This window comes from Candidatus Erwinia haradaeae, from assembly GCF_900698965.1.
GTDB classification, from domain to species: domain Bacteria; phylum Pseudomonadota; class Gammaproteobacteria; order Enterobacterales; family Enterobacteriaceae; genus Erwinia_E; species Erwinia_E haradaeae_A.
Window position 1 is genome coordinate 98,689 of sequence record NZ_LR217725.1, and the last position, 17,967, is coordinate 116,655.

The following is a 17,967-nucleotide window of genomic DNA, read 5'->3' on the forward strand; positions in this document are numbered from 1 at the left end:
ACAGTATAACGCTCATAATACTATGAGCCTCATGGAAGCATAGACACTATGCCTGTAATTATATATATAGACGGTGCAGAATATCCAGTTAATGATGCAGGTAATTTACTGCATGTTTGTTTATCTCTAGGGTTGGATATTCCATATTTTTGTTGGCATCCAGCATTAGGTAGTATTGGGGCTTGTCGTCAATGCGCAGTAAAACAATATCAGAACAAGGCAGATCAACATGGACGTCTTGTGATGTCTTGCATGACGCCAGTTGATAATGGTATGTTGATTTCAATTCATGACAATGAAGCGAAAGAGTTTAGAAAAAGTGTTTCCGAATGGCTTATGATTAATCATCCACACGATTGTCCAGTATGTGAAGAAGGTGGACACTGTCATTTGCAGGATATGACAGTAATGAATGGTCATATTTCTCGTCGTTATCGTTTTACGAAGCGCACTCATCTTAACCAGTATCTCGGGCCATTTATTGCTCATGAAATGAATCGTTGTATTGCCTGTTACCGCTGCATACGATTCTATAAAGAATACTCACATGGAACAGATCTTGGTGTATATGGAGTGAGTGATAATCTGTATTTTGGTCGTATTGAGGATGGGGTATTAGAAAATGAATTCTCAGGGAATCTAGTAGAAATTTGCCCAACTGGAGTATTTACTGATAAAACTTATTCTGCGCGTTACAATCGTAAATGGGATATGCAGTTTGCTCCAAGTATTTGCCAGCAGTGTAGTCTGGGTTGCAATATTAGTCTTGGGGAACGTTACGGGGAATTACGTCGTATTGAGAACAGATATAACAGTATGGTAAATCGTTATTTTCTCTGTGACCGCGGCCGGTTTGGGTATGGCTATTTGAATTTAAACAATCGCCCACGTCAACCTATGCAGCGTAATGGAACAGATTGGAGAGTCCTCAATGCTAAACAAGCCATTGAGGTGTTATCAAGTAATCTTCGTCAAGCCAAAAAAGTGATTGGTATCGGGTCGCCGCGTGCTAGTATAGAAAGTAATTTTTCTTTATTATCTCTAGTTGGAAGAACCAACTTTTCTACTGGAATGCCATCAATTGAACAAGCGTGCATAAGTTTAATTATTAAGATATTGCAGAATAGTGGTATTCATACTCCTACACTGTGTGAAATTGAAAATTACGATGCCGTGCTAGTTCTTGGAGAAGATATTACCCAGACAGGTGCGCGCATGGCATTAGCAGTGCGTCAGGCAATCAAAGGTAAAGCTCGCGCAATGGCAGAAACACAAAAAGTAGCGATTTGGCATAGCGCAGCAATCCTTAATATGACTCGTCATTCTCACTATCCTCTGTTCATAACCAATGTAGATAAAACCCGCCTAGATGATGTTGCTACTTGGAGTTATTATGCTCCAATAGAAAATCAAGCTCGACTAGGATTTGCGATAGCTCATCAACTAGATGAACGCGCTCCAGCAGTCAGCGGTTTAGGTAAGGAATTAACCGATCATATTGAGATCATTGCTCAAGCGTTGAGTAGTGCTAAAAAACCACTTATTATTTCAGGAGCCCATTCTGGTAGCGAGGCAATTATTCAGGCATCAGCAAATATTGCAAAGGCGTTAAACAGGCCTGAAAAAGAAGTAGGGATTACCTTCTTAACTCCAGAAGCAAACAGTATAGGGGTTGGTTTAATTGGTGGCTTTTCATTAAACAAGGCATTGGATGTACTTGCCAATAGCGAGGCAGATACAGTAATTATTTTAGAAAATGATCTTTATCGTCATATACCAAAGGATATAATCAATTTCTCCTTGAGATATACAAAAAACATCATTGTACTAGATCATCAAAAGACTGAAACAACTAAGAAAGCTAATTTTGTTTTAGCGAGCGCAAGTTTTGCAGAAAGCCATGGTACTGTTGTTAGCCAAGAAGGGCGTGCCCAGAGGTTTTTTCAGGTTTACGATCCGGCTTATTATGATGACAAAGTTCAGGTGCGCGCTAGTTGGAGCTGGCTAAATATGATAAAAAAAGCCATTAATGGTCGAAAAGTAGACTGTAGCCCACTGGATGATGTGATTGACGCTTGCATTAAAGAAGTTCCAGCGTTATCAGGTATCAAGAGAGCGTCACCAGACTCTGGTTTTCGCATTCATGGTCAAAAATTGGCACGCTCTCCGCAGCGTTTTAGTGGACGCACCTCGATGCGCGCGCATATTAACGTCCATGAACCACAACAGCCACAAGACCAAGATAGTATGTTTGCTTTTTCCATGGAGGGAAGCAATTTGTTACGTGATTACCATGTACAGATTCCTTTTTCTTGGGTGCCAGGTTGGAACTCTTCACAGGCTTCGCATAAATTTGACAACACAATAGGTAAAAAGTCATATGGGGATGATTTAGGCGTACGGCTCATTGAGCCAGAGCAGGTGAAACTCAGTTGGTTTCACAGAATTCCTACTGTTTTTACAGCGCGACACCATTGCTGGCGTATTACGCCTTATTTTCATATTTTTGGTAGTGAGGAAATGACTCAACGCTCACAGGTTATTCAAGAACGCATGCCGAAACCATATATCATCATGAACCTGCAGGATTCTATACAACTCAAGATACAAGAGGGTTCGACGTTACTTTTTAGCTGCCTAGGAGAAGACTTTATATTGCCAGTATATTTTTCAAATCACTTACAGTCTGGGCAAATAGGATTACCTCTTGGCTTTCCTGGTTTGGGTCTATTTTTGCGCGGGGCAGATGTGTGTAATTTTCAGACAGTGACTAGATCATGATTTGGTCAACAGAAGCAAGACTCGCCATTGTGACTGCTATTATAAAATCTTTAGTGATCCTATTTGTTGTGGTGAGCTGCGGTGCTTTTATGAGTTTTGCTGAAAGACGTCTTTTAGGTTTATTCCAGAACCGTTATGGTCCAAATCGTGTAGGATGGGGAGGATCGTTACAGCTAGCGGCTGATATGATAAAAATTTTTTTCAAAGAAGATTGGATTCCTCCCTTTTCAGATCATATCATCTTTATATTGGCACCGGTTATTGCATTTACGTCATTACTAATGGCAATGGTGATAATCCCTGTCACACCTACCTGGATGGGATCTGATCTCAATATTGGTATATTATTTTTTTTGATTATGGCAGGGCTGGGTGTCTATGCAGTGCTTTTGGCAGGATGGTCCAGTAATAATAAATATTCTCTTTTAGGTGCCTTACGCGCTTCTGCACAGACCTTAAGCTATGAGGTTTTTCTTGGATTATCTTTGATGGGTGTAGTAGCGCAGGCGGGATCCTTTAATGTTCTCGCTATTGTTAGTAATCAAGAACATATGTGGAATATTATTCCACAGTTTTTCGGGTTTGTAACTTTTTTAATAGCTAGTCTTGCCGTATGTCATCGACATCCATTCGATCAGCCTGAATCTGAACAGGAGTTAGCTGATGGGTATCATATTGAATATTCTGGTATGAAATTTGGGCTATTCTTTGTTGGGGAATACATTGGAATTATCACTGCATCTTCACTTATTGTCACGTTATTTTTTGCTGGATGGCATGGTCCATATTTTTTTCCGATAGTCTGGTTTGTGTTAAAAACAGCTTTCTTTGTAATTATGTTTATCTTGATTCGTGCTGCTTTGCCACGACCTCGGTACGATCAGGTAATGCGGTTCGGTTGGACGGTTTGTCTGCCGTTAACACTTGTAAATCTGCTCGTAACTGCTGCAGTTATCTTAATGTAGGGTATAGCGAATAGGATGTTGATAATAGGATATGGACAATGATATGGAAGAATATTGTCATTGGGCTCAGTACAATTCTGCGTAGCATTTGGCTAATTGGTAAAAACGCCTTTGCTAAGCGAGAAACTTTGATGTATCCTGAAGAGCCTCTAGATCTTCCAGCTCGTTATCGTGGACGTATTATTCTAACGCGTGATCCAGATGGCCTTGAGCGCTGTGTAGCCTGTAATCTGTGCGCAGTAGCTTGCCCGGTCGGATGTATTTCGTTACAGAAGTCTGAGATGGTGGATGGGCGCTGGTATCCAGAATTTTTTCGTATTAATTTTTCACGATGTATTTTCTGCGGATTATGCGAAGAGGCTTGTCCAACTACCGCGATTCAATTAATTCCAGATATTGAATTAAGCGAATTTAAGCGTCAAGATTTAATATATGAAAAAGAAAATTTATTAATTTCTGGTCCAGGAAAGTACCCACAATATAATTTTTACAGGATGTCAGGCATAGCGATTTCAGGTAAAGACAAAGGTTCTTCTGAAAAAGAGGCGGAGCCTATTAATGTTAAGAGCTTATTACCTTAATTAAGGGCGCAGATATGGAATATTTATCTTATATTTGTGGGTTAACAGCCGCTATCACAACAATGTGTGTTGTGTTCCATAAACAACCTATACATGCGTTATTATATTTAATTATGTCATTATTAGCTGTATCTGGGGTCTTGTTTTCGCTTGGTGCCTATTTTGCTGCTTCTCTTGAGATCATTATTTATGCCGGGGCAATAGTAGTATTATTCGTGTTTACAGTAATGATGCTAAATCTTAGCAAAAGCGTTACAAGACAGGAACAAAACTGGCTGAAGCTACGATCATGGATTGGTCCAGGACTGTTATCCTGCTTATTGTTTTTTATTATTTCATATTCTATTTTATTAAGCAATCACTCTAGAATCTACTGTATTATACTTGACGGAAAGCAAGTAGGAATTCAGCTGTTTGGCCCTTATATTGTGGCGGTTGAATTAATCTCTATGCTGCTTCTAACCGGTCTTGTTGTTGGGTATCACATTGGGCGTGATCCAAGATCAATAAATACGATACCAAAAAAACAAAGCTCAGTTACTCCACAAGCAATTACTTTAAAAAATCAACTGGAGAAGTAGTTTTGATCCCTTTACATTATGGATTAATTCTGGCGACATTTTTATTTTGCCTTGGGCTAACCGGTGTCATGATTCGTCGTAATTTACTCTTTATATTGATAAGTTTAGAAATTATGCTCAATTCTGCAGCATTCGCATTGGCAGTAGCAGGTAGCTATTGGGGTCAGGCAGATGGTCAGATTATGTTTATTTTTGCTATTAGTTTGTCGGCAGCTGAAACCAGCATTGGTCTTGCTTTGTTACTGCAGCTCTATTATCGTACTAAGAACCTTGATATTGATACAGTAAGCGAGATACCTGGATGAATCTTCTTTATTTGACCATACTGTGCCCATTAACGGGTTTCCTGTGTCTCTCTTGTGCTTCTGGTCGAATATCAGAGACCTGGAGCTCTGTTATTGGTCTTTTATCAATTGGTTTAACAGCATGTGTAACAACCTATATTGACTATGATTTTTTGACAAGCAACCAAGAGGTATTTAACCAAACTCTATGGAAATGGATGGCAATAGAGGTGTTGCGGGTAGATATTGGGTTAATACTAGATGGCTTATCATTAACCTTACTTTCTATAGTCACTGGAGTTGGATTTTTAATTCATATTTTTGCCTCTTGGTATATGAGAGGCTCAGAAGGTTATTCGCGATTTTTTGCCTATACTAATCTCTTCATTGCTAGCATGGTAGTGCTAATTTTAGGTGACAATCTAGTTTTAATGTACCTTGGGTGGGAAGGTGTAGGTCTCTGTTCATATTTATTGATTGGCTTTTATTACTCTAATCCAGAGTATGGCGCAGCAGCCATCAAGGCTTTTATTCTAACTCGTGTGGGAGACGTATGTCTTTTTATTGCACTATTAATGCTTTATAGAATAACACATACTTTCAATTTTCATGATATCGAAGTGTTAATCTCAGAGGGTGTTTTCTCTGAACATATGCACATGCTGCCATGGATTACTGTAATGCTATTAGGAGGAGCTGTTGGAAAATCCGCTCAATTACCCTTACAGACCTGGCTGGCGGATGCTATGGTTGGGCCTACCCCGGTTTCTGCGTTAATTCATGCTGCGACCATGGTAACAGCTGGTGTGTATTTAATTGCTCGCACTCACGTTCTTTTTTTGCTCACACCAGAAATTCTTTATCTCGTGGGTGTCATTGGGGCTATTACTATACTTTTAGCTGGCCTCTCTGCTTTAGTGCAAACTGATATCAAGCGTGTGTTAGCTTATTCTACTATGAGTCAAATAGGATATATGTTTCTAGCGTTAGGTGTTCAAGCGTGGGAACCAGCAATTTTTCATTTAATGACGCATGCATTTTTTAAGGCGTTACTTTTTCTTTCTGCTGCATCACTTATCATTGTTTGTAACCAAGAGCAGAACATCTTTAAGATGGGGGGCTTAGGCTCTAGGACCCCTTTAATTTATGCTTGTTTTATCATTGGTGGTGCCTCGTTAATGGCCTTTCCCTTAATTACGTCAGGATTTTTTAGTAAGGAATACATCTTAGCAGCAGCATTAGCTCATGGACATGTAATGTTGATGGTTGCTGGATTGCTAGGATCATTGATAACATCACTTTATACATGTCGTATGATTTTTCTGATATTTCATGGAAAATTAAAAATTCCGTATACACTAATATTACCGCATTTTATGCATTATTCACCTCTCATTATTTTAGCATTACTTTCAAGTGTAATAGGATCTTGGATTTTTCCGCCACTACAGGGCGCGCTTCCAAACAGTAGCGCGTTAACAGAAAATCACTTACTTACTTTAGAAATCACCTCAAGCGTAATAGTCACCATGGGTTGTGCGATATCAGCTGTATTATGGTTAGGGCCTCCTATTTATTTACAGAATGTTTCAGACAGTAAAATAGGGCGTTTTTTAAGGATATGGTGGTTTTCTGGGTGGGGATTTGACTGGTTATATCATAAAGTTTTTGTTCAAACCTATCTCAGGGTCGCTAAGAGATTAGCGGGTGACCCAATAGCTGTGACGATTAATAGTTTAGCTTATGCAATAAATAGTAGTAGTAAAGGGTTAATTATTAGTGAAAGCGGTTACTTACGTTGGCATCTTTCTGTTATGGGTTTTGGCGCTGTTTTGTTACTGACGTTGATAATATTCAGGTAGAATATAGAAATCAAAATTTATTTTGTATGATGAGTTGGTTCTGTACACCATTCTTAAATTTTATAGTATCTGCAAAAAAAAGTACGTTACGTACTTTCTGCAGAGGTGCGTAGTAAACATTTGTCGTAAATATTAAATACATCAATTAAATTCAGGTTATAGCTGGATGAAACAAGACATGACTAGGCTGTATCAAAACAAAGAAGAACTATAATGTTATTACCTTGGCTGATCGCATTACCTTTTATGGGCGGTGTACTCTGTTGGCTCTCTGAGTCTTTCGGTGCTAAAAAGCCTCGTTGGATAGCTTTGATCGCTATGGGGCTCACACTGGCTCTCTCATTGATGTGCTGGATAAATAGTGAACATGCGTTACCACAGATACAAGGTGGTCCGCATTGGCAAAGTCAATTCTCTGTTCCTTGGATCCCTCGATTTGGTATTACTTTTTCTCTAGCTATAGATGGCTTATCATTATTAATGGTGATACTCACGAGCTTATTAGGTTTTTTGGCAACCTTATGCTCATGGAACGAAATTAATAAATGCCATGGTTTGTTTCACCTGAATTTACTCTGGTTATTAGGGGGGGTGATTGGTGTATTTCTTGCTATCGATTTATTTTTATTTTTCTTTTTTTGGGAAATAATGCTTATACCAATGTATTTTTTGATTGCGCTATGGGGTAATCAATCTTCAGGTAGCAAGGCGTGTATTGCTGCCGCTACCAAGTTTTTCATATACACTCAGGTGAGTGGGTTGCTAATGCTGATGGCTATTATAGGCCTGGTTTTTGTGCATTATACGGCAACAGGAAATTTAACCTTTCATTATGAAAACTTACTACAGACCCCCATGTCTTCTAGAGTGGAACAAGTACTTATGATAGGTTTTTTTATTGCTTTTGCGGTGAAAATACCAGTCGTTCCTCTGCATGGTTGGCTGCAAGATGCGCATAGCTATGCCCCTACTGCCGGGTCAGTTGATTTAGCAGGTATTTTATTAAAAACTGCTGCGTATGGTTTATTGCGTTTTGCCTTGCCGCTCTTTCCTCATGCATCTGCTATGTTTGCTCCAATTGCTATGTGGTTGGGGATTATTAGTATATTTTATGGAGCTTGGATGGCTGTTTCTCAGCACGATATGAAGCGCTTGATTGCCTGTACCTCCATTTCTCATATGGGTTTCTTACTTATTGCAATATATACAGGAAATCTGATAGCATATCAGGGAGCTGTTATTCACATGATCGCTCATGGTCTGTCTGCTGCCGCGCTATTTATTATTTCTGGACAACTTTATGAGCGTCTACATACTCGCGATATGCGATACATGGGCGGTTTATGGTCACGTATTAGATGGCTTCCTGGATTATCTTTGTTTTTTGCCATGGCAAATTTAGGGCTGCCTAGTACAGGTAATTTTGTTGGTGAATTCATGATCCTCACTGGGGGTTTCTATACAGCGCCGCTAATTATTATAATTGCTACATGTAGTCTAGTATTCTCTGCTATATACTCTTTGGTTATGATGCAAAAAACGTACTATGGTAAGGTAAAATCAGCAGTACTATTGTGTGACATGTCACCTCGTGAGCTGATGATTATCTTGGTTCTACTGTTTTTATTACTCTTTTTAGGTTTATACCCACAACCAATCTTGGATACCTCTTATGCTGCTATGGGAAATATTCAACAGTTAGTTAATACTGCCATGCTCACAATAAGATCGTAAGTTATTATGATATCTATCAATCAACAATTCATTCTGATTATACCGTTATTTATCCTTAGCTTGACAGTAGTAATTATGATGCTAAGCATTAGCTTGAAACGTAATCATCATATAAATGCTGCTATTGCTTTTTTAGGTTTTATTTTAGCACTGTTCTCTTTATATTTTGTAGCTCAGGTAGAAGAGGTAGATATTACTCCACTCCTTCGGGTAGATAGATATTCAATTTTTTATACTAGTTTAGTAATCCTTGCAAGTTTATCTACTTGTATCTTTTCTTATCCATGGATTAAAAGGTACTCTAAGAACCGTGAAGAATTTTATTTGCTAATAACACTGTCAACACTTGGCGGTGCCGTTTTAGCTAGCGCTAATCATTTTGCATCATTATTTATTGGCATTGAATTGCTATCTTTGCCGTTAGCTGGTTTGGTAGGTTACGGAGTAAACGTTGGCTGTTCTTTAGAAGCTACCTTAAAGTACACTATATTATCTATTGCTGCTTCTGCATTCCTTCTTTTTGGTATAGCATTAGTTTACGCGCATACAGGAACTCTTAGTTTTGACGAATGCATTTTTATGCAAAACAATAGTTTAAGTTCGCAAGCATTAATGATAGTAGGTTTTGCTTTAATGATTGTAAGTTTTGGATTTAAGCTTTCATTAGTACCTTTTCATCTTTGGACACCTGATGTGTACCAAGGTGCGCCTTCTTCAGTAGGGGTCTTCCTGGCTAGTGCTAGTAAAATAGCAGTATTTAGTGTTTTAATGCGTTTATTTATCTATACATCTATAATAAATTTTGAAGGTATCTATTTCGCATTAAGTATACTAGCAGTAGCGTCTATGTTATTTGGAAATTTAATGGCTCTTAGGCAAAAAAATATTAAACGTATTTTGGGCTATTCATCTGTGGCGCATTTTGGTTATCTGTTAATTACTCTTATTGTCGTGAAAGATCCCGAATTATCACTAGAATCTTCTGCTGTGTATCTAGTGAGTTATCTTTTAAGCACCCTAGGTGCTTTTGGTGTAATGAGCCTTATAGCGGATACTAGAAATGATTTTTCTGAAGTTTTATCTTCCTTTCGCGGTTTATTTTGGAGTAATCCGGTTTTAGCAACTGCCATGACAATAACGATGTTTTCACTCGCTGGTATTCCCATGACCCTTGGTTTTATAGGTAAATTTTACCTAATATCTCTAGGGTTACATGCTCACTTATGGTCCGTAACAGCAGCGATAGTCCTTGGCAGTTCTATTGGGTTATATTATTATCTGCGTATTATTATTAATTTATATCTCTCACCTCAAGCATCTGTGCAACATTTATCACCCCAACACCATGCAACGTCAGAGTTAAGTGGTGTTGTGGTGATCTCATGTGCTGCGCTTTCTGTGATATTAGGGGTTTATCCACAGCCTATTATTGAGTTAGCGCAGTTTATCAAGCTCTAGAAGTGACACTATCGTGAATAATCACATGTTTATGGTAAAATATTCCTATAATTCATATAGAAAAGAGAAATACAATGTTTTAACAACGCTATCGCTTGAAATATAAAGCAATATAACATATCGACCATAGAAATATTTGTCTCTCTAAAGTAATTTTGTTATTAATCATGACTTAATTATTGACCTATGATAGACAAGATGTAGAGGGGTTTTGAGTGTATACGATAATAACATGAAAATGTTAAGTGGTATCTCTAGACTAAGAGGTGGTACAGTAGTCGTAAGATTGTAGCTAGCATTGATTCTTCAGTACCGTTTATCAACCATTAATTTTATTTATCAAATGAATCGCATAACAAATTTCTTCTTCAGTAGTAAAACGCCCAAAAGAAAAGCGAATAGAACTACGTGCGACTTCTTGGTGTACACCAAGAGCTATGAGGACATGAGAAGGTGTAATGCCACTAGAAAGACAAGCGGATCCAGTAGAAACTGCTAGATCTTTTAGTGATATCATTAATTCTGTGCTGCTAATATCAGAAAAACTAACATTTAGAATATGGCCAGATCCCTGATTAACAGACCCGTTGAGAGATACTGTTTGAATATGCTGAATGCCCTGCCATAGTTGTTTGCGTAATTTACAAAGATGCAGCATATCTTTCTGCATTCTATCTTTAGCTATCACAAACGCTTCACCCATTCCAACAATTTGATGGACTGGTAGCGTGCCAGATCTCATGCCCCGTTCATGACCACCACCGTGGATTTGTGCGGATAAATAGACACGCGGCTGATTACGAACGAAAAGCGCGCCAATACCTTTTGGCCCGTACACCTTATGTGCTGAAAATGACATAAGGTCAACCTTTAGTTTTCTGAGATTGATAGGTAGTTTTCCAACGCTTTGTGTCGCATCAACATGGAAGATAACGCCATGTTCTCGGCAGAATTCTCCTATGGCAGTGATATCTTGTATAATACCAATTTCATTATTAACATGCATGATAGAAACAAGTATGGTGTCATGACGTAGTGATTTTGTTAGCTGCTCTAATGAAAAAATACCATTGCGAGATGGATGCAGATAAGTCACCTTGAAACCTTCAGATTCTAGATGAGCACAAGTATCTAAAACTGTTTTATGTTCCGTTTCAGTGGTAATAAGGTGGCGACCCTTTTTACGATAAAACATTGCGGCGCCTTTAATCGCCAGATTATTAGATTCAGTAGCACCTGAGGTAAAAATGATTTCTCTAGAGTCAGCTCCAATAAGGTCTGAAATTTGGTTTCTAGCAATATCTACTGCTTCTTCTGCCCGCCAGCCAAATTTGTGTGATCGGGAGGATGCATTGCCAAAATTACCATCTAGAGTAAAATATTCTAGCATTTTTTTTACTACATTCGGATCAGTAGGTGTAGTGGCGGCATAATCTAGATAAATTGGTAATTTCATTATTATGACACTCTTAGAGTCAAGTCCTGTTGTATTTAGCGTAATGGATCGGCTTAGTGATACTGTTTATAAGGTTATATAAGTACATATTACACAAAACTCATAAATTTTTAGTGATAGGAATATTTACCTTATTGTGATCATCCTCGCAATATACATGTAAACCTCCATGGTCGTTTTCTTCTCTTAATTATAATAATACAAATTTCGGATGCTAAATGAGCATTGGTAAGTATGATGTAATATATTAACGTAATAATCCTTATCTGAGATTTTACTGTAAGCGTATCTCAAATGACCACTCACGTTTCTATCTTTATTGATTAGATTATAGCCAACAACACTTTTAGTAGCTAGCATAGCGCTGAATATGCAACTTGTTATATATTAACAAAGAACAGCCTTCCAAATGACCTGAACCAATTACTAATTATGATCTATAGAGATATATAATCAAAGGTTTTTCTAGGAAGGTTGGCTTAAAAACCAATAGAAGAGCTAGGCGTATATTGTTAAGCACAACCAGAGATCATTGTAATGACATAATGGTTACCGTTAAGAATCAGCCTAATACAGTAGATTATTGACATCATTAATCTAGATCAAATAACATATCATGTTGATATATTATAAAATACCATGTATTAAAACATTGTATATACAAATAATACAGAGCTGAAATGAAACGATAATGAAGCCATACGTTTGTGATGCATGATTGATATTCTGAATAGGGTTGTATGTAAAAGATTTTTGATAAGAAACTTAGCTGAACAGATTGTGTTTTTTAAAAACAATTAGATGGTTTTTAAAATTGTAGTTTTCTTTTTCATCTTTTTCATAAAGAAGCGCAGTGCTAGTGCAAGAGCACATCAGCATAACTCTTGTTGATCGCTAACGCTTAGTGACTTGTATAAATCTCAGGTGTTATGTGTATTTTATCATGAGTCGATAGATTGTTAGAGATCGACCTGCATAAGATATTTATATTTTATATAAAGTAAGAAGAATAATGATTATGTGTTGATATAACTATTTTTTTCAGGTATTACATTTAATACTTAATAACGATACCACATGCCATATCAGACGCACAATATGTACTTTGTTTGCTTTGCTATCTAGTCTATTGGATGTTCTATTTATCAGAATTTTTGATCTTTTTGATTTAAATATTCCGAATTTCTATAGATTTATATCTTGACACGAAGAAACATCTCGAATGAAGAAAATTTTTTCTATTTTAACTATGGATATTTTGATATGCATCGAGCATCAATTGATATTTTGTTCTTTTATATTAAGGTTAATCTAACCTTAATATAAAGTTTAGTGTTAATTATCAGCCTTTTGTGTATCTTTTTTATGGCATATAGATATTATCTACCTATATGACGCTTGATTATTATTTAATCTTAATTCATTTTTTTAATATAAAGATGGATGCGAAAAGCATTAGTTGATTGTTAGTAAGGATTTAGGTCGAGCCTTATAATATACAGTATATATGTTTTTGCTGATGTAATTTATACGTTATGAGAGATATCACTAGATACTAAAATCTTTATAAATAAGAAATATCGTGAATGTTTATTAGGCATAGGGAATATTGATATCATGTTGCTCCTAAGAAGCGTGACAATTTCTATTGTAGTTCGCTATTTCTTTAATACTGGACGTATAGTTACACGCATATAACACATCGTGTATATTAAAATGCATCTGATTGGCTCAATAGTATATTTATACTTTATGACAGTCAGTGTTGAGCGCTATGCATAATGAGTTCTATGCAAGAAAATTTACTTTTTAGCAACTGAAGTAATTATATGAACATAAGTAATTTTTTAGATATTTAACCCTTAAAGGGCATAACAGTACAGTACTATACAATGTTACCGGTCCTATTTAAAAGTATCATCAGTGCTCGTTATACAATCTAGATATTTTTAGATAAAGAATGAGATGTAAAAATTATGTCCTACATTGTAGCCTTAACAGGTGGTATTGGTAGCGGAAAAAGCACTATTGCAAATATTTTCGCCGAGATGGGTGTAGATATTACAGATTCTGATGTTATTTCACGCCAGATTCTTACGGAAAACCGGGAAGTTTTAACAGCAATGCATAAGCATTTTGGCAGCGAAATATTTATAACAGATAGGACGATCAACCGTACTTTGTTAAGAAAAAAAATTTTTACCTCTCCAGAAGAGAGACTATGGGTTAATAATTTATTACATCCCCTTATTCGCCAGGCCACTAATGCTCAGTTGGCATCTTCACGTTCTCCATGGTGCTTATGGGTTGTCCCATTGTTAGTAGAAAATAATTTACAACATCATGCTAATCGCATTTTATTAACAGAGGTTGATCTGAAATCTCAAATTGCAAGAACTGCTAAACGAGATTGCAGTACTTATCATGCAGTTAATGAAATTATTTGCACCCAAACAACATCTGTATTACGTACTTCTATTGCAGATGACATCATAGACAACAATGGTTCGTTAGATATGCTCAAGAGGCAAGTCACCGTGTTAAATCAGTATTATTTAAATTTTGCAAAACAGTGATAGTTTAGCATATGCGTGCCAAATTTAATATCACATCAAGATATCTATTTAATAGATATCTTCTAGAAAAATTATAAATATTTTTATTAGATTAGATAGTGATTGATTGTTATGAGCCCGGTTGTTAATTAATTATTTTTCTATCATAATAGACGTTATCTATTATCTCTTATTGTATGATATCTTCTTTTCAAGAGTACATTTATTTACGCTACACATAGCATATAGTATATTAGGTGAGTATCTGTGAAAAGAGTAATGCGAGAATATCGCTTCTTCTAGCAGAGTTCACTAAGTGTTATATATATTGGATAATCCAAAGAAATATATTTCCATAATTTACATCGCTCTCGATGTCGTCTATTTTGTATGGCTTTTCCAATAACCTACTGTATCAGATTCATTAGATTCATCTGACTCTAGTGAATCTGATACAGTAGGTTTTTATTACAGTGCTATCATGTATGAAAATAGCATTAATATCTAAAGGATATGTTTGGTTATGAGCATAGGTAGCATTGTGTAGATTCGATTATTATAAAACATAGAAAGACATGGATCTAACCATATGCTAGTAAGCACTAGAAATGTTCTTAATCTCTAAATCTCATGCTATATGTTGTGGTCTAAAAATAGTAAGATCTGCACTGCGACGTTGGCAATGCCTAGCAATACCTACAAACCTAACAATTAAAAATGATTTTAGCTATTATCCATACATATCCACATTATTATTGAAAGTCTGCCAAATGATATTAATAAATCAGATACGAAACTTTTCTATTATTGCTCATATTGATCATGGAAAATCAACGATCGCAGATCGTTTAATTCAGATGTGTGGGGGTCTAACAGATCGTAAAATAACGGAGCAGGTGTTAGACTCCATGGAATTAGAGCGCGAACGTGGCATTACCATTAAAGCACAAAGCGTTACGCTTACGTATCATGCGCAAGACGGTAAAGTATATCAACTGAATTTTATTGATACACCAGGACATGTCGATTTCTCATATGAAGTTTCTCGATCTCTTGGGGCATGTGAAGGCGCAATTCTTGTGATTGATGCTGCACAGGGAGTAGAAGCACAAACTATCGCTAATTTTTATAGTGCAATAGAAATGAACCTAAGAGTGATTCCTGTACTTAACAAAATAGACTTACGTACAGCAGATCCGGTAAGAGTTCTTCAAGAGATTGAAGACATGATCGGGCTTGATACTACTGATGCTATCATGTGTTCAGCTAAAACTGGTGTGGGAATATCTGATATGCTAGAGCGTTTGATACGGGATATTCCACCACCTATAGGGGACCCCCAGGGGCCGTTACAAGCATTGATAATTGATTCCTGGTTTGATAATTATCTTGGTGTTGTGTCTCTAACACGTATTAAAAATGGCATTTTACGTCAAGGTACAAAAATTAAAGTAATGAGCACTGGTCAGGTTTACACAATAGATCGTGCCGGTATTTTTACTCCAAAACGCAAAGATACCGGAATTTTACACTGCGGTGAAGTAGGCTGGATAGTATGTGGTGTAAAAGATGTTTTGGGTATGCCAGTAGGTGATACACTCACTTTAGCTAATAATATAGCGATGAATGCATTACCTGGCTTTAAAAAAGTAGCACCACAAGTTTATGCTGGTTTATTTCCGATTAAATCTCATGATTACGAATCCTTACGCAATGCTTTAGGCAAGTTACGTCTAAACGATGCCTCATTGTTTTATGAACCAGAAAATTCTACAGCTTTAGGGTTTGGCTTTCGTTGCGGATTTCTTGGTTTGTTACATATGGAAATTGTCAAAGAGCGTCTCGAGCGTGAATATAACCTTGAGCTTATGATTACTGCTCCTACCGTTGTATACCAAATCAAAACAGTTAATGGTGATCTGATTGATATAGACAGCCCCACTAAGTTGCCTCCAAGTAATAAGATAGTAGAGTTGCGTGAGCCAATTGCTGAATGTCAAGTGTTAGTACCACAGGAGTATCTCGGTAATGTGATAATGTTATGCACTAAAAAACGTGGCACCCAAACAAGTATAGTTTATCATGAAAAACAAGTTGCCCTTACTTATGATATACCCATGTCTGAAGTGATTCTTGATTTTTTTAGTCATCTTAAGTCTACGACACGTGGTTATGCCTCTCTGGAATATCGTTTTAAAAATTTTTCCGTGGCTGATATGGTACGTGTTGATATTATAATTAATAACGAGCGCATCGATGCGTTGTCATTAATTACTCATCGTGAGCATGCGCAGTTTTATGGTCGTGAGCTTGTAAATAAACTGACACAGATTATTCCTCGCCAACAATTTGAAGTTATTATACAAGCGAGTATTGGAAATAATATTTTTGCTCGCGGTACGGTAAAACAGTTGCGTAAAAATGTTCTTGCTAAGTGTTATGGCGGCGATATTAGTCGTAAGAAGAAATTACTTCAGAAACAAAAAGATGGTAAAAAACGCATGAAAAACATAGGAAAAATTGAACTACCGCAGGAAGCGTTTCTTACGATAATGCATGTTTCTATAGAGAATAAATAAAATTTTATCATTTTATTCAAGAGGTTGTGGGTATGACGGCTCATACATTCATAATAGTTTTAGCAATTGCAACGTCTATTAGCGGTTTAATATGGTGCCTGACGGCAGCTAAAAGGATGGTAGTTAAGGATAATGCACATGTAATGCAGTACCCTGTTGGTAATGTAACTACTATATCGTATAGACTAAAATCATGTGTGGAAGGCATCGCATCAATCTTTCCAGTACTTTTGTTAATATTCATAGTTCGCTCATTTGGTTATGAACCCTTCCAGATTCCCTCAGGATCTATGATGCCAACGTTATTACCTGGTGATTTTATTTTAGTGCAAAAGTATTCATATGGGTTGAAGAATCCAATGACGCAACGCACTCTGATTGAGACTGGGCATCCACATCGTGGTGATATTGTGGTGTTTAAATATCCAAAAGATAACACTCAAGATTATATCAAGCGGGTAATTGGTTTACCCGGTGATCTAGTAAGCTACAATCTTCTCAGTAAAACACTTTCAATTCAGCCAGATTTTATGAATACTAAACACTATAAAAGCTTATTGAAGGTGACTTATTCTGATGTTAATACAGATCATCAAAGATTCATCACTCCTAATAAGGAGGAATTCAAAGACAATATAAAACACGAACTCATTGAAGAATTCAGAACGGAAGATCATCGATTGGTGACTCGCATAGAAACACTCGATAGTGTGAAGCACGGCATCTTATTATTCAATGGAGCATGGAAAAATTTTAGGTCTTATTCTCAGAATGGGGTCGCAGAGCCCAAGATGACTTGGCTAGTTCCAGAGAATATGTACTTTATGATGGGAGACAACCGTGATAATAGCTCTGATAGTCGTTATTGGGGGTTTGTACCGGAAAATAATTTGGTTGGTAAAGCAACTGCTATATGGATGAGTTTTGATAAAAAAGAAGGTAAGTTTCCAACTGGTTTACGTCTTGGTCGTATTGGTATCATTCATTAAAGCATTATTTTAGAGGTATGACTTAAATTAATAATTTTTATGATCTGAATGATATCAGTTCGCAGTGTATACACAATATATGCTGTGTGTATATTATTATTAAGTATGCCACTCCACAGAGGTATATTTATTAAATATCGCC

11 protein-coding genes and 1 pseudogene are annotated in these 17,967 nt (G+C 36.8%); 11 read left to right on the forward strand and 1 reads right to left on the reverse strand.

From position 1 onward, the window contains the following. Positions 1–48: 48 nt before the first annotated feature. From nuoG to nuoN, 8 genes are all read left to right on the forward strand, one after another. Complete coding sequence (gene nuoG / locus CIPSTX3056_RS00295) at positions 49–2,781, forward strand: NADH-quinone oxidoreductase subunit NuoG (RefSeq protein ID WP_072665986.1); 2,733 nt, start codon at positions 49–51, stop codon at positions 2,779–2,781. Further along, positions 2,778–3,746 carry an NADH-quinone oxidoreductase subunit NuoH gene (nuoH, locus tag CIPSTX3056_RS00300; RefSeq protein ID WP_072665987.1) on the forward strand — a complete coding sequence of 323 codons (969 nt, stop codon included), beginning with the start codon at positions 2,778–2,780 and terminating at the stop codon, positions 3,744–3,746. The genes nuoG and nuoH overlap by 4 nt, the downstream gene beginning before the upstream one ends. A 38-nt stretch (positions 3,747–3,784) precedes the next feature. Next, positions 3,785–4,327 carry an NADH-quinone oxidoreductase subunit NuoI gene (gene nuoI / locus CIPSTX3056_RS00305; protein ID WP_072665988.1) on the forward strand — a complete coding sequence of 181 codons (543 nt, stop codon included), beginning with the start codon at positions 3,785–3,787 and terminating at the stop codon, positions 4,325–4,327. Between the two features lie 14 nt (positions 4,328–4,341). After that, the gene (gene nuoJ / locus CIPSTX3056_RS00310; protein ID WP_072665989.1) at positions 4,342–4,908 is read left to right on the forward strand and encodes an NADH-quinone oxidoreductase subunit J; all 567 of its coding nucleotides are present in this window, start codon (positions 4,342–4,344) and stop codon (positions 4,906–4,908) included. A gap of 2 nt (positions 4,909–4,910) precedes the next feature. Further along, positions 4,911–5,213, forward strand: coding sequence for an NADH-quinone oxidoreductase subunit NuoK (gene nuoK / locus CIPSTX3056_RS00315; RefSeq protein WP_072665990.1), 303 nt, complete (start codon positions 4,911–4,913; stop codon positions 5,211–5,213). Further along, on the forward strand, positions 5,210–7,054 hold the full coding sequence (nuoL, locus tag CIPSTX3056_RS00320; protein WP_072665991.1) for an NADH-quinone oxidoreductase subunit L: 1,845 nt from the start codon (positions 5,210–5,212) through the stop codon (positions 7,052–7,054). Before nuoK ends, nuoL begins: the two co-directional genes overlap by 4 nt. Before the next feature lie 213 nt (positions 7,055–7,267). Next, positions 7,268–8,788 carry an NADH-quinone oxidoreductase subunit M gene (gene nuoM, locus CIPSTX3056_RS00325; protein ID WP_072665992.1) on the forward strand — a complete coding sequence of 507 codons (1,521 nt, stop codon included), beginning with the start codon at positions 7,268–7,270 and terminating at the stop codon, positions 8,786–8,788. Between the two features lie 6 nt (positions 8,789–8,794). Next, on the forward strand, positions 8,795–10,246 hold the full coding sequence (gene nuoN, locus CIPSTX3056_RS00330; RefSeq protein ID WP_072665993.1) for an NADH-quinone oxidoreductase subunit NuoN: 1,452 nt from the start codon (positions 8,795–8,797) through the stop codon (positions 10,244–10,246). A gap of 322 nt (positions 10,247–10,568) precedes the next feature. Here nuoN and CIPSTX3056_RS00335 read toward each other — a convergent pair. Further along, positions 10,569–11,702 (reverse strand): annotated as a pseudogene (locus tag CIPSTX3056_RS00335) (IscS subfamily cysteine desulfurase); the annotation flags it as partial. A gap of 1,976 nt (positions 11,703–13,678) precedes the next feature. Between CIPSTX3056_RS00335 and coaE the strand changes: the two are divergent. From coaE to lepB, 3 genes are all read left to right on the forward strand, one after another. Continuing rightward, complete coding sequence (gene coaE / locus CIPSTX3056_RS00340) at positions 13,679–14,278, forward strand: dephospho-CoA kinase (protein ID WP_072665995.1); 600 nt, start codon at positions 13,679–13,681, stop codon at positions 14,276–14,278. A gap of 758 nt (positions 14,279–15,036) precedes the next feature. Then, positions 15,037–16,836 carry a translation elongation factor 4 gene (gene lepA, locus CIPSTX3056_RS00345; RefSeq protein WP_125918807.1) on the forward strand — a complete coding sequence of 600 codons (1,800 nt, stop codon included), beginning with the start codon at positions 15,037–15,039 and terminating at the stop codon, positions 16,834–16,836. Positions 16,837–16,868: 32 nt separating this feature from the next. Continuing rightward, positions 16,869–17,825: a signal peptidase I gene (gene lepB, locus CIPSTX3056_RS00350; protein WP_072665996.1), complete on the forward strand. Its 957-nt coding sequence runs from the start codon at positions 16,869–16,871 to the stop codon at positions 17,823–17,825. Positions 17,826–17,967 lie beyond the last annotated feature (142 nt).